This window comes from Thalassobacillus pellis (assembly GCF_016908295.1).
GTDB lineage: Bacteria > Bacillota > Bacilli > Bacillales > Halobacillaceae > Thalassobacillus > Thalassobacillus pellis.
In genome coordinates this window covers 88,285-109,457 of the sequence record NZ_JAFBDO010000005.1, presented here as the reverse complement: position 1 = coordinate 109,457, position 21,173 = coordinate 88,285, and the positions used below count along the sequence as shown (strand labels likewise).

The 21,173-nt window shown below is 42.9% G+C and carries 25 protein-coding genes; 10 read left to right on the top strand and 15 right to left on the bottom strand.

The features are described 5' to 3' along the window. Positions 1 to 85 precede the first annotated feature (85 nt). Positions 86 to 703, bottom strand: coding sequence for an NUDIX hydrolase (locus JOC33_RS15505; RefSeq protein WP_205093457.1), 618 nt, complete (start codon positions 701 to 703; stop codon positions 86 to 88). A 182-nt stretch (positions 704 to 885) separates the two neighbouring features. Between JOC33_RS15505 and JOC33_RS15500 the strand changes: the two genes are divergently transcribed. Next, positions 886 to 1,068: a hypothetical protein gene (locus JOC33_RS15500; protein WP_205093456.1), complete on the top strand. Its 183-nt coding sequence runs from the start codon at positions 886 to 888 to the stop codon at positions 1,066 to 1,068. Between the two features lie 126 nt (positions 1,069 to 1,194). On the opposite strand, the gene JOC33_RS15495 is transcribed toward JOC33_RS15500, so the two are convergent. Next, positions 1,195 to 1,626: a ferritin-like domain-containing protein gene (locus tag JOC33_RS15495; RefSeq protein ID WP_205093455.1), complete on the bottom strand. Its 432-nt coding sequence runs from the start codon at positions 1,624 to 1,626 to the stop codon at positions 1,195 to 1,197. Between the two features lie 83 nt (positions 1,627 to 1,709). Between JOC33_RS15495 and JOC33_RS15490 the strand changes: the two genes are divergently transcribed. Continuing rightward, the gene (locus JOC33_RS15490; protein ID WP_205093454.1) at positions 1,710 to 3,152 is read left to right on the top strand and encodes a hypothetical protein; all 1,443 of its coding nucleotides are present in this window, start codon (positions 1,710 to 1,712) and stop codon (positions 3,150 to 3,152) included. A gap of 52 nt (positions 3,153 to 3,204) precedes the next feature. On the opposite strand, the gene JOC33_RS15485 is transcribed toward JOC33_RS15490, so the two are convergent. From JOC33_RS15485 to JOC33_RS15475, 3 genes are all read right to left on the bottom strand, one after another. Continuing rightward, on the bottom strand, positions 3,205 to 3,966 hold the full coding sequence (locus tag JOC33_RS15485; protein WP_205093453.1) for an alpha/beta fold hydrolase: 762 nt from the start codon (positions 3,964 to 3,966) through the stop codon (positions 3,205 to 3,207). A 71-nt stretch (positions 3,967 to 4,037) separates the two neighbouring features. Continuing rightward, positions 4,038 to 4,847 carry a DUF2935 domain-containing protein gene (locus JOC33_RS15480; RefSeq protein WP_205093452.1) on the bottom strand — a complete coding sequence of 270 codons (810 nt, stop codon included), beginning with the start codon at positions 4,845 to 4,847 and terminating at the stop codon, positions 4,038 to 4,040. A 75-nt stretch (positions 4,848 to 4,922) separates the two neighbouring features. Next, a complete protein-coding gene (locus JOC33_RS15475) occupies positions 4,923 to 5,555 on the bottom strand; it encodes a DUF421 domain-containing protein (RefSeq protein ID WP_205093451.1) in 633 nt (210 codons plus the stop codon). 131 nt (positions 5,556 to 5,686) lie between these two features. Here JOC33_RS15475 and JOC33_RS15470 point away from each other — a divergent pair, with 131 nt between their 5' ends. Beyond that, positions 5,687 to 6,280, top strand: coding sequence for a YitT family protein (locus JOC33_RS15470; RefSeq protein WP_205093603.1), 594 nt, complete (start codon positions 5,687 to 5,689; stop codon positions 6,278 to 6,280). Between the two features lie 261 nt (positions 6,281 to 6,541). After that, entirely contained in the window at positions 6,542 to 7,285 is a 744-nt protein-coding gene (locus JOC33_RS15465) for an amidohydrolase family protein (RefSeq protein WP_205093602.1), read from the top strand. 255 nt (positions 7,286 to 7,540) lie between these two features. Here JOC33_RS15465 and JOC33_RS15460 read toward each other — a convergent pair whose 3' ends face one another. Further along, on the bottom strand, positions 7,541 to 8,341 hold the full coding sequence (locus tag JOC33_RS15460) for an SDR family NAD(P)-dependent oxidoreductase (RefSeq protein WP_205093450.1): 801 nt from the start codon (positions 8,339 to 8,341) through the stop codon (positions 7,541 to 7,543). A gap of 153 nt (positions 8,342 to 8,494) precedes the next feature. Here JOC33_RS15460 and JOC33_RS15455 point away from each other — a divergent pair, with 153 nt between their 5' ends. The 3 genes from JOC33_RS15455 (at position 8,495) to rpiA (ending at position 11,126) form a co-directional block, all read left to right on the top strand. Continuing rightward, positions 8,495 to 9,025 (top strand): DUF420 domain-containing protein, encoded by a 531-nt coding sequence (locus JOC33_RS15455; protein ID WP_205093449.1) that lies wholly within the window; start codon positions 8,495 to 8,497, stop codon positions 9,023 to 9,025. Between the two features lie 256 nt (positions 9,026 to 9,281). After that, entirely contained in the window at positions 9,282 to 10,343 is a 1,062-nt protein-coding gene (locus tag JOC33_RS15450) for a DmpA family aminopeptidase (protein WP_205093448.1), read from the top strand. 63 nt (positions 10,344 to 10,406) lie between these two features. Further along, positions 10,407 to 11,126, top strand: coding sequence for a ribose-5-phosphate isomerase RpiA (gene rpiA / locus JOC33_RS15445; RefSeq protein ID WP_239534241.1), 720 nt, complete (start codon positions 10,407 to 10,409; stop codon positions 11,124 to 11,126). 259 nt (positions 11,127 to 11,385) lie between these two features. Here the strand turns inward: rpiA and JOC33_RS15440 are convergent, their stop codons facing one another. The 6 genes from JOC33_RS15440 to JOC33_RS15415 all read right to left on the bottom strand — a co-directional run bounded on the left by JOC33_RS15440 (position 11,386) and on the right by JOC33_RS15415 (position 16,171). Further along, positions 11,386 to 12,075 (bottom strand): response regulator transcription factor, encoded by a 690-nt coding sequence (locus tag JOC33_RS15440; protein WP_205093447.1) that lies wholly within the window; start codon positions 12,073 to 12,075, stop codon positions 11,386 to 11,388. Next, the gene (locus tag JOC33_RS15435) at positions 12,075 to 13,160 is read right to left on the bottom strand and encodes a sensor histidine kinase (protein ID WP_205093446.1); all 1,086 of its coding nucleotides are present in this window, start codon (positions 13,158 to 13,160) and stop codon (positions 12,075 to 12,077) included. Before JOC33_RS15435 ends, JOC33_RS15440 begins: the two co-directional genes overlap by 1 nt. Positions 13,161 to 13,237: 77 nt before the next feature. After that, entirely contained in the window at positions 13,238 to 13,441 is a 204-nt protein-coding gene (locus JOC33_RS15430; protein ID WP_205093445.1) for a DUF5957 family protein, read from the bottom strand. 14 nt (positions 13,442 to 13,455) lie between these two features. Continuing rightward, on the bottom strand, positions 13,456 to 13,857 hold the full coding sequence (locus JOC33_RS15425; RefSeq protein WP_205093444.1) for a DUF6220 domain-containing protein: 402 nt from the start codon (positions 13,855 to 13,857) through the stop codon (positions 13,456 to 13,458). A 316-nt stretch (positions 13,858 to 14,173) separates the two neighbouring features. After that, the gene (locus JOC33_RS15420) at positions 14,174 to 15,082 is read right to left on the bottom strand and encodes a DUF1002 domain-containing protein (protein WP_205093443.1); all 909 of its coding nucleotides are present in this window, start codon (positions 15,080 to 15,082) and stop codon (positions 14,174 to 14,176) included. Between the two features lie 201 nt (positions 15,083 to 15,283). Next, positions 15,284 to 16,171, bottom strand: coding sequence for a LysR family transcriptional regulator (locus JOC33_RS15415; protein ID WP_205093442.1), 888 nt, complete (start codon positions 16,169 to 16,171; stop codon positions 15,284 to 15,286). 117 nt (positions 16,172 to 16,288) lie between these two features. On the opposite strand from JOC33_RS15415, the gene JOC33_RS15410 reads away from it, so the two are divergent. The 3 genes from JOC33_RS15410 to JOC33_RS15400 all read left to right on the top strand — a co-directional run bounded on the left by JOC33_RS15410 (position 16,289) and on the right by JOC33_RS15400 (position 18,957). After that, complete coding sequence (locus JOC33_RS15410; RefSeq protein WP_205093441.1) at positions 16,289 to 17,287, top strand: YeiH family protein; 999 nt, start codon at positions 16,289 to 16,291, stop codon at positions 17,285 to 17,287. Between the two features lie 78 nt (positions 17,288 to 17,365). Beyond that, entirely contained in the window at positions 17,366 to 17,893 is a 528-nt protein-coding gene (locus JOC33_RS15405) for a hypothetical protein (protein ID WP_205093440.1), read from the top strand. Positions 17,894 to 18,429: 536 nt separating this feature from the next. Then, positions 18,430 to 18,957: a type 1 glutamine amidotransferase domain-containing protein gene (locus JOC33_RS15400; RefSeq protein WP_205093439.1), complete on the top strand. Its 528-nt coding sequence runs from the start codon at positions 18,430 to 18,432 to the stop codon at positions 18,955 to 18,957. A 30-nt stretch (positions 18,958 to 18,987) separates the two neighbouring features. Here the strand turns inward: JOC33_RS15400 and JOC33_RS15395 are convergent, their stop codons facing one another. The 3 genes from JOC33_RS15395 to JOC33_RS15385 are packed head-to-tail and all read right to left on the bottom strand — an operon-like array spanning position 18,988 to position 21,091. After that, complete coding sequence (locus tag JOC33_RS15395; protein ID WP_205093438.1) at positions 18,988 to 19,332, bottom strand: VOC family protein; 345 nt, start codon at positions 19,330 to 19,332, stop codon at positions 18,988 to 18,990. Then, on the bottom strand, positions 19,329 to 20,369 hold the full coding sequence (locus JOC33_RS15390) for an S-adenosylmethionine:tRNA ribosyltransferase-isomerase (RefSeq protein ID WP_239534240.1): 1,041 nt from the start codon (positions 20,367 to 20,369) through the stop codon (positions 19,329 to 19,331). The genes JOC33_RS15395 and JOC33_RS15390 overlap by 4 nt, the downstream gene beginning before the upstream one ends. Continuing rightward, positions 20,366 to 21,091 (bottom strand): SDR family NAD(P)-dependent oxidoreductase, encoded by a 726-nt coding sequence (locus tag JOC33_RS15385; protein ID WP_205093437.1) that lies wholly within the window; start codon positions 21,089 to 21,091, stop codon positions 20,366 to 20,368. The genes JOC33_RS15390 and JOC33_RS15385 overlap by 4 nt, the downstream gene beginning before the upstream one ends. Between the last annotated feature and the right edge of the window lie 82 nt (positions 21,092 to 21,173).

The window sequence follows — 21,173 nt, the reverse complement described above, 5'->3', positions numbered from 1 at the left end:
TTACATATTAAAAGAAAAAACCCCTTCTTTTGAAGAGGCTCGTTTAACAACTGCCGGTTATTGATTGAATAGTTTGATTATAGCTTTAGCCCTGGTAACTGTCAAAGCAGGTGCCCTTATAATACAGCTTAAGCTTGTCTAATATAAAAGAGAAATATCCTTCTCCACTTGGACACAGGTTATTATTGCTCACACTCCTTGAACTTCCATCGATTAAGGAATCAACCACTATGGTTTTTCCATTCAGAACCTTGGCAAATTCTTTACAGCTAATGCGAATGACATCATCCACTTCCTCTGTCAATTGAAAGACGGGTTTAATTGTATTTTCGTAAAAATACACATGACAGAATTCCCGATCTATCATTCGTTCTGTAATTACCTGCTGGCGATAGCAGCCCTGGAAAGAAAGTTCCTGTCTTGCCACCTTAAATCCCAGCTCTTCCTCCATCTCCCTGATTCCTGCTTCTACTACCCCTTCATGAGCTTCAATATGGCCGGCAGCAGTAATATCAAAGGTGGCAGGAAAATCTTTTTTATCCTTGGCCCGCAACTGAAAATATAAATGCGGTTCCCCGGAAATAAGCTCCACCAGCCAACAGTGGAAAGTCTGGTGCCATAACCCTTTTTTGTGTACTTCATCCCGTTCCTCTACCCCAGCTTTATCCCCATGTTCATCGAATACCTGAAGTAATTCACTCAAAAAAACTCTTCCTCTCCTACGCAACTTTTCTGCACCCCGCGAGAACCAGTTTTTGGTATTTGGAAATTCCAAAAACTGGTTCTCGCGGGGTGGCTCTTTCTTCCATCATACTAGCTGTTTATATTAAGTAAAGAAGTGGAACAATGATTAACAGAACAAATCATCTGAAGGAGGGTTCATCTATGAAAGAAAAAAAAACCAAAAGAGCGAAAGTCCATACTTCCAACGAACAGGCTGAAGTGTTCAGCAGAGGGGTATCTTTCAATAAATCATTTATACCTCAGAAGCCTGATAGTGAGGATCACTTGACAGAGGGAGAACTGATGTATCGTTCGCTGGAAACGGATTATAAGGACAACAACTAATAAAACCTTGCCTCTAAATTAATAGTGGCAAGGTTTTTTCTTTGACAAAGGCAGGATATTACAACCAGTTTACAGAAAATAGTGAAATAGGAGTGTTTCTGTCGAACTCACTGCTGAAGTGCCATTTTACGTTGTCTTCATTAATTGATTAAGCGTTTCGAGGTGATGTTGATCCTCCTGCAGAATGCGTTCAATCAGCTGCTTGCTTGTCGGGTCCAAATCACCTTTGACGATTTCTTCGGATAGTTGAATACCATAAACATCCTCCCCTTTATATGCCTTTTCAAGCATCCCCTGAGGTGAGTCAGGTAAGGTGAACCTGCTGAAAAAGTTCTGCATGGAGCCGGTAATCCCCTCATCATCGACTGGCGTTCCACCTAAATGCTGGATGCGTTCTGCGACTTCCATGGCATGCATTTTATGCTCCTGCTGAATATTCTGAAGCTCTTGTTTTATTTTGGGGTCCTCGATACGTTGAATGAGATGCTCATAAGCATGGATACCCATATATTGCCCTTTCAGAAATGCATTCAATTCTTTGATCGCTATATCGCTCATCTTACTACCCCTTTTTGTTTAGTATGGCATGTGAAAAAGTCTTTATCCCTATTTGAAAAAACAAACCAGGAGGTACCTCATCCATGAAAAAGAAAATAAATCCGTTTAAAATATTGCTGCCTCTCCTCCTTTTGGCCGGTGTTTTCATCGGATCGCAGTTTTTTATTGATAGTTCCCAAAGAACACTGGTTGCTGATCCTGAAAAAAAAGCAAAACTGGAAAGCCAGGCCATGGAAGTACCGGAAAAGTGGCGACAAGCAGATACTATGGAAGAAGTAATGAACTATTTCGATTCAAGAATACATAGTTTTAAGGTTGCAAGTGAGCATGATGTCATCCAAAAAACCGATGCCTCCTTTGACCTGGCAGAAAGGGATGGCCGGCTGCATATCGACAAAATGTGGTTCACTGAATACACAACCTTTATTTTTTATAGCTTGGACTTAATCGCTCTGAAAGACCTAACTTCCGAGTCTTTAACGGACATGACAATGAAAAGTATATCCATTGATCCTCCTGAAGGTATGGAGATTGATAATACATTCCTTAACACTCATCCTGTAATGGAAAAGGGAGGGATTGTTCATAACGGAAAGTGGCATCATGTCGTTGCCGCTTCCTCTCTTAGAGGGGAACAGCACAAGCCCCTGGAAAAGCTTGATCAAGTGATGAATACGAGCTTTGATATTTATCTTCCAGGTGGGGAAAGAATTGAAGTAGAAGACGTCCCTTTTTCCATCAATTATGATTTGAAAGATAATCTCATTCAAACTATCGCTATCGATAAAACTGTAACCAAAGATGATATCTCCCTGAGCTTTCATGAATTACAGCTTTATACTACTCATTCGGAGTTGTTGTACGAAGCGAACCTTCCAGAAGGTAAAGCATTTAGTTACAACCTTGGCATGCATTTGAAAAGCAGTATGGGAGTTAACCGCCTTTATACCAACGGACCTGGTTTCACTACTGATAAAAAAGGAGAAAACAATGGTATAAAGCGGGCAGAGACCAGATCCTTTCGAAAGATCCCGGAAAAGCTGACACTTGATTTAAGTTCAGTGAATATTGTGGGGGACGACCAGGTCAGCTTTGAACTTGATGTTTCCGAATACAAAGGGAATGAACAACTAAAGGAATCATATAAATTTGAGAAGGAATATGACTCCAGACCACGGACTGTCAAAAATACTGATATATTCTTACAGAAAATCGATATGAATGAGCATACAGGTTTAGAAGTTGAATTGTCGTTTAATGCTCATGGTGACAACCAACGGCTTATCATGGATTTTCCCACCGTTTTCAGAGAGCAGAGGGCTCATCGGAACAGGGCCTTTCTTGAAGTAAAAAATGAACATAACGACCTTGCACGAATTAATGATCTTTCCCTGAACAACGAAAAAACATTACGTTTTATGATTCCAAAGAATTTTGTAAGTAAATCCGATAAAATTAGCATTACGCTCGGCAATCTCACATACTCCGTGGATATGAACCAAACTATAAAAATAGATACGGAGTAGCAACATAAAATATTACCCCGGGACATCCATAAAATGGATGTCCCGGGGTAAATCATATGGTGCTTTTTATAAAGTCTGACAGGTGATGATTAAAAGTATGCCAATGTTTGGTGGGGATTTGATGAGTAGCTTTTTCAATATGAGTAAGTCTGGCGTTTTCACAAGCATGGTAAAACTTGCTATGTGAATTGATCCAAAACACCCTCGTTCCATAAACCAAATGTAATGGAATAGTTAATTTTTCGATTTCCCTCGAACAATCAAACTCCGCAGAGATTTTATAAAACTGATACCAGCTATTCAAATCTGCTTTACCCATATGTCCCATGATCATTTGCTGTACATTGGTATCGAGAAAATGAGCACGCGCAAGTCCCCTGATCATTACATCAGGCTTCGCATAAATAAACTTCATACCAGCTTTATATTCCCATTCGAGAAGCTTTGTCGCCACTTTCGGGTAACCGCCTGATAACATGAGAGCCCGGGTTCTCTCCGGATAAGTAAGTGCAAAAGCCTGAGCAACTGACCCACCCGCCGAATATCCGCAAATCACTGCCTGTTGAACGCCGGTATGATCCAATAAGGCTTTAATTTCTGCAGCGTAACGCTCAATAGTGACAGGCTCGTATGAAATCGATGAATCACCGTGACCGCTCAAATCAGGGATGAGCAGCCGATATTGCGCCGAGAGTGGCTCCTGGTAAATAAATACCCTCCGCCCCATTCCTGGTGGATGAATGAATACGACTGCAATTCCTTTTCCAAAATCATCATAAGCTATCGTGTAACCGTCATACTTGAAGTCTGGCATATACATTCCTACTTTACTGGTGTAATGATGTCATCGATGTTTAGCTTATCCGTCCATCATCCATTTTATTATCAGGAAGGATCAACAACACGAGGCTTTGTTGGATCACATGCTGGAAAATCGCCTTCGGTTGATTCCGCTATTTTATAAAGGTAGTAACATTCTTCCCGGAACATATGATCAGCCATAAGCGCAGTAAAGCTGCTTAGCACTTCTTCAGATAGTTCCATTTCTTCTAATTCCTCTAAGAAGGTCTGAAACAGTTTGATTTCCGTTTTTGCCTGGTTATTAAACCTTCTCAAGGCAGGAAAAGAATCAATATTTGCCCGTAAGTACCCCGTCATTTCAACCGCTTTTAAGTAAAAGTCATCAAACGTTCTGCGGAAAGCATCACTTGCTTTTTTCATCTTTTGTTCTACAGCGTCCATCGTATCATTAATAGCACCGGCATGCCCGGCAGCATCAAGCAGCCAAAGCATATGATGGTGTAACTCATGGAAAACAGGAGGAGATTCGCCTTTACTTAAGTAACCGATCACCAGCAAATATTCCTCCAATTCATTGACCATATGATTGATGAATGTAGGAGTAAGATGGAAACCGATTTCCCCCTCAAGCAGCCTTCTGATAATGGAAAGCTTATATCTTCTGAACTCCCTTGCTGTGTTACCTGCATGCTCGGTAAACGACTGAGCCTGGGATGCCGGTAACTGACGGGCCTTTTCCAACAGATCATCAAACACTTGGACAAACTGCTTGGAAATTGCTATATCCTCTGTTTCTGACGGATATAAGGAATCACGAATAAACCGGGCGTGGTCGCCCAAAATCTGGAGCCAGAAAGAATGCTCAAACCTGGCACTCTCATGGAATCCTTTCACACTATCCCCTCCTGCTGAAATGTTATCCCTTTCAAGCATATTCAGAAGGTGAGGATTTTATTTTAAACGAGCAGTTTATTGTAAGTTATCAGGCGGCTGTTCCAGACTTCCTTTTTGAGCTACTTCGGCAAATATATCCTTTTTCATGGCCTGACCTGTCAAGCTGGGCTTTATGGAAGACTGGCTGCCAAGCTGTGCCAGCTGCTGCTTCAGTCCGGCAATTTCGGCCATTAACTCATCATAATCCTCTTTGGTAGAGGGCTGCTTCGGCCTTTTCAGTTCCACTCCTATTTGACCGTTCGGTTCAAGAGTAGCATATTGTACGTCATTGATGTCTGTCACGCTTTGCTGTCTCAATTTCATTTCCAATTGATCGACGGTCATACGAAGCCTTTTCAACCGGTCGACTTGTAAAACGCCATTATCAATTATTACCTTTGAATGTCCTGTAACGAACCGTTCTATAGGGTTGGATGCCACTTGAAGATATTCAATAACAATCAGTGTAAGTACAAGTATGAGCCCGACAATCAGGGTCACCCAAAGCTCCTCCCCTGCAATCGGCTGAACTAGCAAGGATCCAAGCCCAATCATGATGACAACCTGGGCAAGACTCATCTGGGAAATCGACTTTCGCCCTGCAAGCCTTAAAAGCAGTGTCCCCCCAATAACGACCATCACCGCTTTCCAAAACAAACTAAATTCCATAATATCATCCTTTCTATAAGGAAATTTCCACACTTATTTTAACCTCCTCCCGGTTAACCATGCAGGTCAGGCCATAATTTGGATTAACCTTGCATATGAATGATAGAGACCTGTCCCAATCCCAGGGAGGGATGATAGTGAAAGAGTTATTGACTAAAGGCATTGCGATAGTTGTAGGGAGTGCCTTCCTGGCCTTCGGTATCAACTTTTTTCTTGTTCCAAACCATGTATTGGATGGCGGTATCATTGGCATTGGTTTGATCATCCACTATGTATGGGGACTTGAAACGGGGCTAACTATCCTTTGCTGCAGTATACCGATTTTTTTCATCGCCTGGTTTCGTTACCGCTCCTATTTTTATAACAGTCTTCATGGCCTGCTGATTTCATCCTTTTTCATTGATTTATTTTATACTTTACGGATTTATCACCTGCCAATGGACCCGGCCATCAGCTCAATCATCGGCGGTGTGTTCGTAGGCGGAGGAATAGGGTTAATGCTTCGTTTTCAGACAAGCACCGGTGGAACAGATTTGCTGGCACAGATGATCGCTGATCTTCTCAAACTCAACGTCGGATTTGTCATATTCCTAATCGACCTTTTTGTCATTTTGTTAGGCGGCTACTTGTTCTCAGCTGAAACCTTGATTCTTTCCACCTTAACAATCCTGATGGTTGCGATGACCACAATGCTCTTCACAGTCAACCGCACCCTTGAAAGTTGAATAATGATATTAAAAAAACCGGGCTTACCGCCAATTCTTTATGGCGAAGCCCTATTTTTACTTATATTTTAATCCTTTAACAAAGTTAAACTTTCTAAAAGGGTTAGAAAAACTCGCATTCACTCGCCCTTCCGAGTGTTTTAATTTTTCTTATACTTGGAACTTTTAAAATGTTAACTACGTCGAGAAGCTCCTTTTCAAAATTTTATGCTGTCTTAATGTAAAATAAAGTAGACTTATACATATCTGGAGATGATCATTATTCAAATTTTCGATGCCCATTTGCACATCATTGATCCCCGTTTTCCGTTAAAAAAGAATCAAGGCTACCTTCCACCGACATTTACCTGCGCTGATTACCAAAAACGCATTAGCCATCTGGACGTAATCGGCGGGGCAGTCGTTTCCGGGTCGTTTCAGGCATTTGACCAGGAATACCTGATTGATGCTTTGCAGCAGCTCGGATCTGGGTTTGTCGGGGTTACCCAGCTTCCTCCCGAGACACCCGATGAAAAAATTCTCGATCTTAATAAAAAAGGTGTAAAAGCAGTCCGGTTCAACGTTAAACGCGGGGGTTCGGCTACACTCAAAGAACTGGAGAGGATGGCAAAAAGAGTATACGACCTTGCCCGGTGGCATGTGGAACTTTATATCGAAGCAAAAGATTTGGCTGAAATTCATCCTGTCCTCTCCCGGCTGCCAGCAGTATCAATCGACCATCTCGGTTTAACGAAAGAAGGTTTTCCTGTGTTACTCGACCTGGCTGAAAAAGGTGTAAAAATAAAAGCGACCGGTTTTGGCAGGGTCGAATTAGATGTATGCAAAGCTATCCGCGAAATAACCGCCGTCAACCCGGACGCATTGATGTTTGGCACAGATTTACCATCCACTCGTGCACCCCGTGTTTTCCAGGATAGCGATATCAACTTGATTGTGGATGCCGCAGGAGAGAAAATGACCGAGAAGATTATGTGGGGCAACGCTTCAGCATGGTATCAGCGATAATTTTTTACTATTCAATAGATGAATGAGGAATTTTGTCGCCTATTGCAGAAAAATAGTTGTTCAAATGTTTGATTAACAGGCATTCCCCGGCCAAAGTCATGGACTAAGACCGGGAAGCACTAATTTTTTAATTGGAGTTGTCAAAAAGGAGTTTTAGCCGGGATGAAGGAGCAGTCTTCTATAAGGACAGCGGGTATATGCTCGCCGGCACCTCATTTAAGCTCGTTCAGGCTTATGCTCGTTCACACATTTTCTTTATCTCATCACACTGCCTCCGGAAATTTTTACGGATTCACCTACGATGTTGGCTGCAGCCTCACTGAGCAGAAACAATATGGTGTTGGCAACTTCCTCTGCCCTTGTAATCCGGCCGGATGGAATACCTTCTTCTACGATTCTCATTTGTTCTTCAAAGGAATTCCCTTCCCTATCCCCCTTCTTTTTAATCGCATTCAATCCCATGGATGTGTCGACAAAACCTGGGCAGACAGCATTGACGCGGATATTATTTTCAATCGCTTCATGAGCAAAAGCCTGGGTAAATCCTGTTATAGCAAATTTGGACGCACTATAGGCAGAATTCCCTTTTGTACCTCTCAAGCCTGATAATGAGGAAAGATTGACGACTGCGCCTTCACGGTTCTTCTTCATATTGGTATACACTTCCTGGGTGAGGAGCACGGTGGAGGTATAATTAAGTTCCATTATTTTTCGTATCTCCTCTTCTGCAAGCTGATCAACCGGACCGCCACCGCCGATACCAGCGGAATTGACAAGTCCGTAAATGGAGCCATTCTCATCAATAGCAGCTTCCACCAAGGCATTACGGTCATCCGGACTGGTCAGGTCTGCTGGGTGAGCATAAACTTTAGCTTCCGTATATAAACCGAGGCATTCCTGTTTCAATTCAGCCAGCTTTTCCTCGTTTCTTCCAGTGATTGTAACTAAAGCACCTGCCCCGACAGCAGCTTTTGCAGTTTCATAGCCGATTCCCCCTGTCGCTCCAGTAACCAGAATATGTTTTCCACTTAATGCATTCTTATCGAAAAAAACCATCCAATTCCTCCTTTTTCATTTATCGGACAATACCCTTGAAAAGCCGAAAGTTAACATTTCTGTCAACGTTTTAATGTTTTGAATAATGAATTCCATCATTGTTTTCGATATACTTGTTTTGGATCATTTTTTAACTAGAGATGGGGAATTTCGATGAAGATGAACAAAGAATATAATTATGTACCATGGGTAGTCGGACTATCAATCGCAATTAACGCTATCGTCGTTGCCCTTTTGTTTCTGCCTAATGTTGATAGTGGGACTGGATTTAATATCAAGCTGCTGCCACTTTTAAATGCTATACTGAATTCTTTTACTTTCGTATTTCTGCTTGCAGCTCTATTCATGATTTTACGAAAGAACGTCCGCTGGCATAAACGATTCATTTTTGCTGCATTTACAACGACTGCTTTGTTTCTCATATCCTACCTGACCTATCATTCCATGGCAGAATCTACTTCCTTTGGAGGAGAAGGATTCATCCAATACGTCTATTATTTCATCCTGATCACCCACATTGTGCTTGCTGCGATCATTGTACCGTTGGCATTGCTGACATTATTCCGGGGTCTTGCCATGAAAGTGGACAAACACCGTAAAATTGCACGCTGGACGATGCCTATCTGGCTTTATGTCAGCTTAACAGGGGTTATCGTCTACTTAATGATTTCGCCTTATTATTAGGAAAACTCGCATTTTCGTGCTTTAAAATTTTCACTACGAGGGCACTAAAAAGCAGGATGGAGGCATCTTACCTTCAACCTGCTTTTTCTTTTATTTTTCAAGCTGCCTGGTAGACGATTTTTTCATAATGCAGCTTTTGCTCTGCTCGAATAGTAACTCTCGCAATTACTTCATATCCCCCAAAAAACCTCCAGGCCTTTTTTAACTCATCAATGTTAGAATGGTAAATACATACAGTCTCGAAAGGAGATCCCTTATGTATGGACAAAAGCGAATCAGAGATTATGGTATTACAATCGGATCTTTAGAAACAGGGAAAAGGAACGCCATCACTGATGTAGCCGGTGTTAAAGTCGGTCATAGCACCCTCAGCAAAAGAAGCATGCAGACTGGCGTAACGGCAATCATCCCCCATCAGGGAAGTCTTTTTAAAGAGAAATTGATCGCCACAAGCTACGTTATCAACGGCTTCGGAAAAACGATGGGAACGATCCAGATGAACGAACTTGGCACACTGGAAACCCCCATACTGCTGACAAACACGTTAAGTATCGGAACTGCAGCAGATGCGGTGATAGATTATATGCTTGACCATAATCAGGAGATTGGAAGATCAACCGGAACGGTGAACCCAATTATCGGCGAGTGCAATGATATGGTGCTGAATGATATCCGCGCCAGATACATAGAAAAAAGACATGTGTTTGAGGCAATGGAATCAGCATCGACTGACTTTAAGGAAGGGACAGCCGGTGCAGGAACTGGTATGCTCTGTTATTCCTTAAAAGGGGGAATAGGGTCTTCATCGAGGAAAATGGAAATGAAGCATGGAGATTACACCCTGGGAGTACTGGTGCTGTCCAACTTCGGAACATTAGGTGATCTGACCGTAAATGGAAACGCTGTCGGTAAAAAACTAATATCCTTGATCGGTGAGACTGGGGAGAAAAAAGACAAAGGCTCGATTATGATCATCGCTGCGACCGACCTGCCAGTTTCAGATCGGCAGCTGAAACGGATTATCAAACGGGCGGTTACAGGGTTATCGCGGACAGGATCAATTATAACGACGGGCAGCGGTGAAATTATCATCGGCTTTTCGACGGCAACACGAATCGAACATGATAAACCGCACGACCACCTATCCATTCCAACTATCCACGAAGAAGACATTGATATCGCATTCCGTGCAATCGGGGAAGCGGTTGAAGAAGCGTTGCTCAATTCCTTAGTGACCGCCACACAGGTTATTGGAAGAGACGGACAGACGCGGCCCGCTTTGGGAGATTTACTTGAAAAATACGACATACAGTTGTAGTATTCCTGATTGTATCTAAGTAAGGGAATATCATATACATGCACCCATAGAAAGAAGGGGAAAATGATGGCACAAGAAAAAGATTATGAAAAAATAGAGACAGTCGCCGATATGGGAAAAAGGAAAGCCGCAGAACAAGCAGTCTCTTATGTGGAGGACGGCATGGTTATTGGCCTCGGCTCAGGTTCCACCGTCTACTGGATGATGAAAAAGCTTGGTGAACATGTGAAAGAAGGATTGCAAGTAAAAGGCATTCCTTCATCTGTCAGAACAGAAAATTGGGCACAGAAATTCGGGATTCCCCTGACTGGCTTTGATAAAGTACAGGAACTTGACGTGGCGATAGATGGAGCAGATGAAATCGACCCTTTCTTCCAGCTTTTAAAAGGGGGAGGAGGCTCGCTCGTAAGGGAAAAAATCGTCAATACGGCTGCGAAACAAGTGATTACGATCGCTGACGAAGGCAAATATGTCAAAGAACTCGGAAAAAGGCCATTGCCTGTAGAAGTGCTCCCTTTTGGATGGGAGGTCACAGCAAAAAGAATAACCCAATTAAAGGCAACCGTTAAGCTGAGAGAGAAAGAAGGAAATATTTTCATTTCGGATAATGGCAATTACATCATAGATTGTAAGTTTCCAGCCATTGATGACCCTTACTCCCTTCATAACCAATTAGTCCAGCTTGCAGGCGTAGTGGAAACCGGCCTTTTTTTAGACTTGGCGGATATTGTTATCCTCGGCGGACCCGAAAATGTCAGGTATTTAGAGAAACCAAATCTATAAGTAGCAAAAGTGGAAGCGCCTTGTTCACCCCCGACCAGCTTAAGTCAAGCCTCGCCGTGACGTTTGTGTCACAGAGAGGATTGGCTTAAGACCTCGAGGGGGTAGGCGCTGGAACTGGATGAAGCAAAAGTGGAAGCGCCTTGCACACCCCCCGACAAGCTTAAGTCAAGCCTCGGCGTGACGTTTTGTGTCACAGAGAGGATTCCTGGATATTTTAAAAGCATACTGACCTGTTTTAATTGGCCGGTATGCTTTGATTTTAGCCTTTCTTTAAACGATAGCCCACTCCCCAGACTGTTTCAATCAAGTCTGGAGCAGAAGAGTCTTCTTCCAGCTTCTCCCTAATTTTTCTGATATGAACGGTGACAGTAGTCATATCGCCCATCGAGTCGAAACCCCAGATCCGCTCAAACAGTTCATCACGTGTGAATACCCGATCGGGATGAGTCGCCAGTAAAAGCAATAAATCAAACTCTTTTGCTGTCATCACTTTTTCGGTCCCATTGACATAAACTCTCCTTGAAATAAGATCGATGTGAAGCCCGTTAATACGGATGTCTTCCGGTTCGCTTTGTCTGTTAACCAGCCGCTCATACCTTGCAAGATGAGCTTTCACTCTGGCGACGAGTTCGCCCGGGTTAAATGGCTTGACGATATAATCATCCGCCCCCCGCTCAAACCCCTTGATTTTATCTATGTCTTCTTTTTTAGCAGTAACCATCAGAATCGGGATATCCAATAATTTTCTCAGCTTTCTGCAAAGTTCATAACCATCTGTACCAGGGAGCATCAAGTCAAGCAGGATGAGGTCGTATTTATTTTTCCTGGCGAGCTCCATTCCAGTATTCCCGTTTGTCGCTATATCACTGGTATAACCATTCACTTCCAAGTAATCTCTTTCCAGCTCCGCAATACTGCGTTCATCTTCAATGATTAAAATCTTAGCCATTATGACACCCTCTTTAAAGTAAAATGAATGCTTGTCCCTTTTCCCGGCTCACTACTTGCCCAGACGGTACCACTATGAGCTTCAATGATTTTTTTAACAATGGCAAGGCCAAGCCCACTTCCGCCTGTCGCGGAATTCCGCGAATCATCTGTGCGGAAAAAGCTTTCAAAAATAAAGGGCAGATCCTTGGCAGCAATTCCTTCCCCATTATCATGTATACTGACCGTTACAAACTCTGCTCCTTCCTGTATCCCCACTTTGATCTGCTTTTTGTTTTCGTTCATATATTTCAGGCTGTTCTGAGTGATATTATTTAAAGCACGTTTAAGCATAGCCCTGTCAGCTTTTACCAGCAAAGGATCTTCTCCTTCAGCAGCAAAACAGGCAGATCCGCCGTCCTTTTCCAAGGTAAAGGCTAGCTCTCCTACCATATCGTCTAAAAAGGCACGAATGTCTATTTGTTCAAAATGAAAAGTCTCCTTTTCCAAATCGAGCTTGGAATAAGTGAAAAGTTCCTCTATCATATGGTCGATATCGTCCGCTTTTGCATAAATCGTCTCCATGTAACGCTCTAATTTGTCAGGGGTGTTTGCAACACCGTCCTGTACTCCTTTTACGTATCCTTTTATGGAGGTTAGCGGCGTTTTGAGGTCGTGGGAAATGCTTGCAATTAATTCCTGGCGGTTTTTTTCATAGCGAAATTGCTCTTCTCTGGCTTCTTTTAAGCTTGCCCGCATGGAATCAAACGTTGCAGCAAGGTGGCCAAGCTCATCAGCCTTTTTTGCCTCCAGCTGAAAATCCAGATCTCCATCGCTTATTTTCTTAGCAGCTTCTGTCAGTTCCCTGATCGGAGAAAGGATACTTTTTGATACGAAGTAGGTGAGCAAACCGTTCGTTATAACCAGCACGATCACCAGCCCGAAAAAGCGGAGAGAGAGGAACAGCTTCATGTCTTCCCCTTTTGGATCCCCATTGAAGACGATGAACATGAGATAGCCAAGCAAAATTTCAAGCAGGAAGAAGCAGATGATTGGTACGACAATCATCCCTATATTAGAAAGTAATAACCGTTTTCTTATCGACATCTTCCCACCCTCCTTATAAGTTATGCAGTCTCTCTATTGTACCTGATGAAAGTGCAATAGAGTATGTCCTTAGATGCTCAATAAGACTGCTTCTTGACGCTTTTCTGGTCGATAACTGGAACCAGGACAGCAACAATCACGGCAGTATAATAAGAAAGAAATTTCATACCCATCGGTTCATTAAACAATACCATGCCAATTACACCAAACACACTCGACAAAGCGATCCCGAGGATAAAACCGCCGATGAAACCGCCTAAAATGGAAAGAATTATTCTCATAGTGTTCCCTCTTTTCATTGATTATTTTTTCGAATAAATGTAATGGACTTTCGGACAATCTTCCATGACAGAAGAAATAACAAAACCGCTATGACCGGATGCATTGCTCCTGCCCATGGCAGACTCCCGGTTATATTAGCTGTAAAATACATTAGAAACACCAAAAAAAAGATTCCAAAAAGCTGCCAATACGCCCAGCGTGGCATAGCTCCCGCCAATGCAAACAACAGCATCAGCACAGGCAGATTGAATCCAAACAGATGGATGAAAAATATATGGTTCATCCAGTGGGCAGGAGTGATAAAAATTGCCATTCCCGCCAGAAAAATTTGCACTGCTACGCATGATAAAAAGATGAATGCAAGTACTAGATAGATATTTCTGCTGATCCGTACTCTTGCAGTATTCTTTGCCAATTTGGTTCCCCCTTTGGTTTGTATCTTTAATCAGCTTACAGCTAATATCTGAACTCCTGATTATCAAAATCTTAATAAATTATTAAATAAAGCTTTTTAAGTAATTCCCGCTTTTCATACAGAAACAATGTTGATTCACACGAAATGCTTGCCGGCGGGTGTTTGCCGCTGGCACGGCCTCAACAAGTCTACTTGGTCAAGAAGACCACCTGACCAAGTGGATATTCGGCCCTCTGCATAAAGGTATCTACCTCCATCCTTTATAATTCCATAACAAAAAAAGCCTGCCCCGAGGAACGGAACAGACTTTACTTTTTTAGCCGAATATACTGTTAATGAATTTTACAAATGCCTGAAAAATACTTTGGATAAAAGTGGTCACACTTTGCCAGAATCCTTTATCTCCCAGCAATTCTTTGACACTGGATGTGATATCCTCGAGCTGTTTCTGCACCTGGTCGAAATTAATATCCAAGGCTCGCATTTTTTCAAACAGGTTGATCAGCAGCTGGCGGTCCTGTTCACTTAATTCAATGTTTAAGGAATTGAGCTTTTCATTGATGATCTGCTCCACTTCTTCCTTCGTGGCTGGATTTTGGGCTGCCATTTCCTTTTTGATCTCCGTGATCAGTTCGCTGACTTTTTCCGTATCGACCCCGGCGTCTTCTGCCAGCTTTGTTGCTACATCTAATTCTTCACTGGCTACTTCCATCCGGTTTTCATCCAGCTTTACCCCTTTGGCATCGTAAGCTTTATAGATACCGGTCAAAGCAGAATGGCCAGTCACCTTCACAGGTGAAGCCACTTCAACAACGGCATTTTCCACACCTGCTGTCAGTAAGGCATTAGCATACATTTCCTTGGTTACTTTCGTTATGTTATCAGGGGTCACAATCTTAACCTCTAGCCCTTCCCCTGTATCCTTGTGGGTGATTTTAACGGAAGAGTACATCCTTGCATTGGGATTGCCTCCGATATAATTGGCCAGATCCTGACCGTTTACTGTGAATTCATCAACTTTATCAGAACTTTTCACATCTAGCAGTTCCCGTACTTCCTTTTCCTGAGCCTCTGTCAATTCCTGTCCATAAACGACAATCGGGACTCCGAGTTTCTCGTTGATCCCTTCACCGCTTCCATTAGTTGAGGCATATGCCAGTTGGCTCATACTCCCGCCCAGCCAGACAAGCAGCGCCAACAAGACGATTGTTGTTCGTTTTATCATGAATATTATCTCCCTTTTTAATGACATTTCGGTGAGGCTCGCCCTCACGCTTTCCATTGTACTCATGATTTCCAATAATAAAATCAGACTTGAGACTTATGGTCATTTTTACTACCTTTACGAGCCATACAGTTACTACGCAAGCATGCTTGCATAAGTTCCCGTTATTCAAAAAAAACATACATTAAATTAAATCGTTCCTCATGTAACAGAAAACTGTTCTTTAACGGTTTTCACCAGTACCTCCACATTTTTTGATAGTTTACCCTCTGCGGGGACTACACAGGAAAACTGACGCTTCGGCACCTGGATATAGGGCAAGTGCACCATAAGCTCTTCCCCCAGTTGATTCTGAACGATCGATTTTGAGATGAAAGAGACCCCAAGCCCCTGCCTGACTGCCTGAACAACACCATGATTGCTTGTGATCGTAATCTCCTTTTTGACTTCCACATCATAGATACGAAGGGTAGCATCCATGATATCACGCGTCCCCGATCCTTCCTCCCTTCCTATCCAGGTAAGGTTATGGAGATCTTTAAATTGGACGTTTTTCTTCCTGTGAAGCAAATGTTCCGGCGGCGCAATCATAACCATTTCATCTTCTAAAAAGGAAAAGGCCTTTAATTCTTTGCTGTCGACCTTCCCTTCGACAAAACCGATATCATAGGTATGTGCCAAAACGGAGCGATTGATGTTTTCCGTATTGTCAATATGGACACTTAAATTGACTTTTGGGTAGCTGTCATCAAACTCCTTAAGCAAAGACGGGAGAATATATTCGCCGACCGTATAACTTGCACCGATTGTAAGCTCTCCTGTCAACTGGTTATGATACTCAGAAACTTCCTCTTTCGCTTTTTCCATGGCTCCCATCATTTGCTTGGCACGTTGATAGACAATTTCCCCTGTTGGTGTGATATTAAAGTATTTTGGGGAACGATCTATCAGCTTAGTACCGAAAACCTCTTCTAAATGTTTGATATGGAGACTGACGCTCGGTTGAGAAATGGAGAGCGTTACTGCGGCTTTTGTGAAACTTTTTCCTTCCACAACGGTAATGAACGTCCGGAAAGCTTCTACATCCATGTCATTCACCTACTATTAATAATATTAATATTTAAGATTATATAATTGTATTTTACTAATGTTTATGCCTGGCGTATAGTTTTTAATGGCATCTATACGATATAGGACGTGTTAATCATGTTTATCATCATAGAAAAATATCGGTATTGGCTTGGAGGCATCGCTTTTACTGCCTTTATAGCAGCTATTGGCTTCCTGCTTGCCATGCTCCCTGGTTTTTCCTTCGTCGGCCCACTAGCCGTCTCCATCCTCCTGGCTATCGGATATAGCCATTTTTTTGGCTACCCTGAAAAAATCCGCCAAGGTGTTCAATTCAGTGGGAAAAAACTGTTAAGGATTGCAATCATCCTGTTCGGATTAAAGCTCAATATGCAGATCATCTTTGAGGAAGGACTGCCGATGTTAGTGAAAGACATCGCCGTGATAGTCTTTGCGATCGCTATCACCCTTCTGATTGCAAAACTGTTTCGTGCAGACCTTGCGTTGGCACTATTGCTTGGAGTAGGAACTGGGGTCTGTGGAGCATCTGCGATTGCTGCCGTATCACCGATTTTGAAGGCGAAAGCTGAAGACACGGCTATCAGTGCGGGAATTATTTCCGTTGTCGGAACAATTTTTGCTATAGGCTATACAATCATTCGCCCTTTTCTCCCTCTTGACGCAGTTGATTACGGTTCCTGGGCTGGAATCAGCCTGCATGAGGTGGCACACGTGGCACTTGCCGCGGCTCCATCCGGTGAAGCAGGACTTGCCATGGCTTTAATCGGTAAGTTAGGGAGGGTCTTACTTCTGGTGCCTCTCAGCTTTCTGTTCATATATCTAATGAGAAAAAAGAGTAAAGACGGCAGCAACGAAAAAATAGCTTTTCCTTGGTTTCTAATTGGCTTTATTATAATGAGCCTTTTTGGAACATATGTACTTGGCACCTATATTCCTGTTTCAGAATTCTTTATGGAGAGCATTTCCAGTATCACTACTTTTATACTGACAATGGCTATGGCAAGTCTTGGCTTAGACGTAAGCATAAAGACCCTCCGCGCGAGGGCATGGAAACCAATGCTCGCCATGACGATTACATCTCTTCTGCTCTCAGGCGCTACACTGCTGCTTTTCTAAATGTAGCTGCACATGAAAGAGGAAGTTTTTTGGATTAATGCTTTTTGCCTCGTTTTTTTCGACAATTTATTGGGAATAATGGTACAAACTACCAAAGGAGTGATTCCCATTAAATTATTTAATCTATTCAGTGTATTACTGGCAACTGGACTTCTCTTAAGCGCATGCGGCGGTTCTGAGGACAATGCTGAGAACTCAGGAACCACCAACAATGAAAACACGGAAGAAACAAACGAAAACCAGGAATCTACTGAAAACACAGAAACTACTGGTGAAGGCACGGAAGGAGAGGGAGAATCCTCCGAACTGCTTCCAGGTGTTAAAGATGCCAAGTCTGCTGTAGAAGAACTGACCCCTGCCATCGAAGAAAACTCCGATACTCCAGAAATCAACCAAATTGGTGAAACGATAGAAAAGAAATGGGACAAAATCGAAAAACAAATAGAGGAACAATATCCGGAAGATTATGAGAACATCGAGAAAAGTCTATATCCATTAATCAATGAATCAAAAGCAGAAGAACCAGATACGGAAAAATTAAAACAGCTTGCCCAGGAAACTACGAAAAAGCTGGAAGCCTTCATCGAAAAAATCGGAAATTCATAAGTTGAAAAACAGATGGCTGTCCCATAAGTCTAAAATAGACTTACGGGCAGCCTCTTGTTTTTTTTACACTTTTAGAAAGTTAAACTTTTTTAAAGGATTAAAGTGTAAGTAAAACTAAGGCTTTCGCCATAAGAACTTGGCGGCAAGCCAAGTTTTTCCAATTTTTGATACCGGAAAAGTATGGCTGGGAAACGATTCCCTTTCTGCAGGTAAGACGACAAGTCTCCCTCCTGCAGGAGTCTCATCGTTTCCCTGCCCAAATTGGCAATCAACAATACAAAGATCCTCTTTTTCATGTACGAAAAAACCACAAAGAACAGAAAACATCTTCGTAGTTTTTCCTTTCAAAGAAGCCTTTTGGGCCAGCCCCGTTTTTTGTACCTGCCGATGTTTCAAAGCATTTTTCAAACCACTATGAGCAGGGATCTAGGGGAAACAGCCGATTTCCATCCCTTTATGTAAAGTGCAACATTAGAAACGCCACCACTCCTCTGGTAAAATTATAATATTCATGGATGATTGGAAGGAGGCTGTACATGCGTTTACAAAATAAAAAAGTGATTGCACTTGTCAGTGATGAATTTGAGGACCTTGAATTATGGTATCCGGTGCTTCGCCTGCGCGAAGAAGGTGCGACCGTCCATATTGTCGGGAAAGAGGCAAACACGAAATATACCGGGAAATATGGAGTTCCAGTAGAGTCTGACTATGCTTTCTCAGATATTTCAGCGGAAGATTATGACGGCATCCTCGTTCCTGGAGGATGGTCTCCGGACAAACTTCGCAGATATGAAGAAGTACTTTCCTTTGTACGACATATGGATGAGGAGAAGAAAACTATCGGTCAAATCTGTCATGCCGGCTGGGTCCTGATCTCTGCAGGAATACTGGAAGGCCGCAGTGTCACAAGCACTCCAGGCATCAAAGATGATATGATGAACGCTGGCGCTGTTTGGTCTGACGAAGCAGTGGTGGAAGACGGCCATATTATTTCAGCTCGCCGCCCACCAGACCTTCCCCCTTATGCCAAGGCATTTGCGGACCGCTTAGCCCAGCAATCCTAATCTTAAAAGGAAGCTGCCCTTCAGTCAGGGTCAGCTTCCTTTTTGTTCAATCAGTTCTATAACTTCGCCATCTGGTCCCTCGAAAAAAGCTGTTTTCCAACCATTATCTAAAAGGATCGGCCCTTCGATCGGCAAGAGAGACATCCCGTGGATAATGAGTTTATCTACTTTAAAGCAAATATGATTCTGACTATAGCGCAGGACCTCACCCTTTCTATAAATCAATTCAATCATTACCTCGCCTTTTTCCAGGAAATAAATCTTCTCGTTACGGAAAGTGAGCGCCTGTATTTTTTGAAAACCGAAGTGTTTTTGATAAAAGGCCAGTGATCTTTCTAAGTCGCTGACATAAAAGCCAAAATGATGCCATTTCATAATATCGGTTTCCTTGGAAGGATTAAATTCACATCCCCAAACTCATGCCATAAGTAACAGGATTCGATTGCTTCCTTATAAGCCTTCATCAGCAACTCTTCCTTTATAAAAGCTGTCAGCATATCCAAATGACTGGCCTCCGGTTCATGAAAACCGGTCAATAAACCGTCAACTGCCTGCAAATGGTGATGTTGATCCACATACAAGTTTGTAAAGCCACTCTTTGCTTTTATGAGTCCATCTGAAGCGAACGATGATTCCAAAGCGCGGACCACCGTCGTACCTACAGCAATCACCCTTCCACCTTTCTCCCTCGTCTCATTGATGAGCTGTGCCGTCTTTTCAGGAACAGTGAACTCTTCGGGATGAGCCTTCGGATCCGGCCACCGGTCTTTCCCGTAATAGCTTAAACCTGTATGCAGCTGCAAATAGCCGATTTTGACACCCCGTTGCTTCAGTTTATTGATGACCCGCCACGAGAAAGCCCTGCCAGCTGAAGGCATCTCTACCGAACCAGGTACCGATCCATAAACCGTTTGATAATACTCAAGCGGCCATGGGGTATCAATATATTCATACCTGATGGGCTCGCCGTATTTAAAAATATAATCGATTAATTCTGGACCCTGCTCAGAAAACTTCAAGTTCACTAATGGGCGCTCTGCCCCCGGTCCTATAATGTTTGCCTGCAAGCCATGACCAAAGGAAATCGGCTGATTAACCTGGATGAAATCACCGATTAAAAGAGCTTCCCATTCTGATGGATCTGAGGTCCGTGACAAACGAACTTCAATTGTCGTATTACCCTGCTTGCCAAACAGGACAGGAGGAATTGTCCTGCTATTATTCAGGACGACCAAATCCCCTTCCTGCAAATAGTTATCGATATGAAAAAAATCATCATGCTTGGTATGCCCTATTGTACGATCGAGTACCATCATTTTCACCTGGTCCCTCGATCCTTTCTTCAGTTCAGCCGGAATGGAAGCGTTCAGCTTTTCCGGTATATCAAAAGGATAAGATACCGCCTGCATCATATTTCCCTGCCTTCCTGAATAAACAATTGGGCTTCTTTTCTTGTACCATGGACACCTTTTGCCTGTTCGGAGGCAAGAAAAAGGAACACACCGACAATATCAGCGGGATCGGCTAATGCATAATCGCAATCAGGTACTGCCATATCATGCATATCCGTGTCCATTTCTCCTGGATCGACCATGTTTAACCGAACCCCGGTCCCTTTTAGTTCATCTGCCCAAACTTCTGTCATTCCTTCCAGTCCAAATTTTGATACTGCATATGCCCCCCATTCTCCAAATCCAGTATGTCCTGCCTCTGAAGTGACATTGATGATGGATCCGTCATTTCGAGCAAGCATTCCCGGTAGCACACGTTTCGTCACAAGGAATGGATTGAGGACGTTTACCCGGATCACCTCTTCAAATGTACCAAGTGGATAGTCAGCAAGAAGAGTTGGTCCAGGACCAAAAATGGATGCATTATTGATCAAAACATCAATCCGGTTGAACGCTCCTTCAACAACTGACACAAAACGCTCCACATCTTTTACATCAGCAGCATCACCTGTAACAGCAACTACCTCTGCTCCTAGCGCTTCCGCCTCCTTCTTTACTTCTAACAAGCTATCTTTCCCTCTGGCAACAATGCCAAGCTTAGCCCCTTCTTTAGCAAATGCCAATGTAAGTGCGCGCCCAAGCCCTTTTGATGCCCCTGTAATCAACACAACTTTATTTTCCATTTCATTATTTCTCCTTTCGATAATAGCGTTGATTTTATTGTAGGGGTAAAGATAAGAAAGCACATCGGTGATAGGTGTGAAA

Excerpts from the sequence above, each read along its gene's own strand:
- JOC33_RS15500 (WP_205093456.1), top strand. The coding sequence starts at position 886 with ATGAAAGAAAAAAAAACCAAAAGAGCGAAAGTCCATACTTCCAACGAA.
- JOC33_RS15495 (WP_205093455.1), bottom strand. The coding sequence starts at position 1,626 with ATGAGCGATATAGCGATCAAAGAATTGAATGCATTTCTGAAAGGGCAA.
- JOC33_RS15490 (WP_205093454.1), top strand. The coding sequence starts at position 1,710 with ATGAAAAAGAAAATAAATCCGTTTAAAATATTGCTGCCTCTCCTCCTT.
- JOC33_RS15485 (WP_205093453.1), bottom strand. The coding sequence starts at position 3,966 with ATGCCAGACTTCAAGTATGACGGTTACACGATAGCTTATGATGATTTT.
- JOC33_RS15475 (WP_205093451.1), bottom strand. The coding sequence starts at position 5,555 with ATGGAATTTAGTTTGTTTTGGAAAGCGGTGATGGTCGTTATTGGGGGG.
- JOC33_RS15470 (WP_205093603.1), top strand. The coding sequence starts at position 5,687 with ATGATAGTGAAAGAGTTATTGACTAAAGGCATTGCGATAGTTGTAGGG.
- JOC33_RS15460 (WP_205093450.1), bottom strand. The coding sequence starts at position 8,341 with ATGGTTTTTTTCGATAAGAATGCATTAAGTGGAAAACATATTCTGGTT.
- JOC33_RS15455 (WP_205093449.1), top strand. The coding sequence starts at position 8,495 with ATGAAGATGAACAAAGAATATAATTATGTACCATGGGTAGTCGGACTA.
- JOC33_RS15450 (WP_205093448.1), top strand. The coding sequence starts at position 9,282 with ATGTATGGACAAAAGCGAATCAGAGATTATGGTATTACAATCGGATCT.
- rpiA (WP_239534241.1), top strand. The coding sequence starts at position 10,407 with ATGATGGCACAAGAAAAAGATTATGAAAAAATAGAGACAGTCGCCGAT.
- JOC33_RS15440 (WP_205093447.1), bottom strand. The coding sequence starts at position 12,075 with ATGGCTAAGATTTTAATCATTGAAGATGAACGCAGTATTGCGGAGCTG.
- JOC33_RS15435 (WP_205093446.1), bottom strand. The coding sequence starts at position 13,160 with ATGTCGATAAGAAAACGGTTATTACTTTCTAATATAGGGATGATTGTC.
- JOC33_RS15430 (WP_205093445.1), bottom strand. The coding sequence starts at position 13,441 with ATGAGAATAATTCTTTCCATTTTAGGCGGTTTCATCGGCGGTTTTATC.
- JOC33_RS15420 (WP_205093443.1), bottom strand. The coding sequence starts at position 15,082 with ATGATAAAACGAACAACAATCGTCTTGTTGGCGCTGCTTGTCTGGCTG.
- JOC33_RS15415 (WP_205093442.1), bottom strand. The coding sequence starts at position 16,171 with ATGGATGTAGAAGCTTTCCGGACGTTCATTACCGTTGTGGAAGGAAAA.
- JOC33_RS15410 (WP_205093441.1), top strand. The coding sequence starts at position 16,289 with ATGTTTATCATCATAGAAAAATATCGGTATTGGCTTGGAGGCATCGCT.
- JOC33_RS15405 (WP_205093440.1), top strand. The coding sequence starts at position 17,366 with ATGGTACAAACTACCAAAGGAGTGATTCCCATTAAATTATTTAATCTA.
- JOC33_RS15400 (WP_205093439.1), top strand. The coding sequence starts at position 18,430 with ATGCGTTTACAAAATAAAAAAGTGATTGCACTTGTCAGTGATGAATTT.
- JOC33_RS15395 (WP_205093438.1), bottom strand. The coding sequence starts at position 19,332 with ATGAAATGGCATCATTTTGGCTTTTATGTCAGCGACTTAGAAAGATCA.
- JOC33_RS15390 (WP_239534240.1), bottom strand. The coding sequence starts at position 20,369 with ATGATGCAGGCGGTATCTTATCCTTTTGATATACCGGAAAAGCTGAAC.
- JOC33_RS15385 (WP_205093437.1), bottom strand. The coding sequence starts at position 21,091 with ATGGAAAATAAAGTTGTGTTGATTACAGGGGCATCAAAAGGGCTTGGG.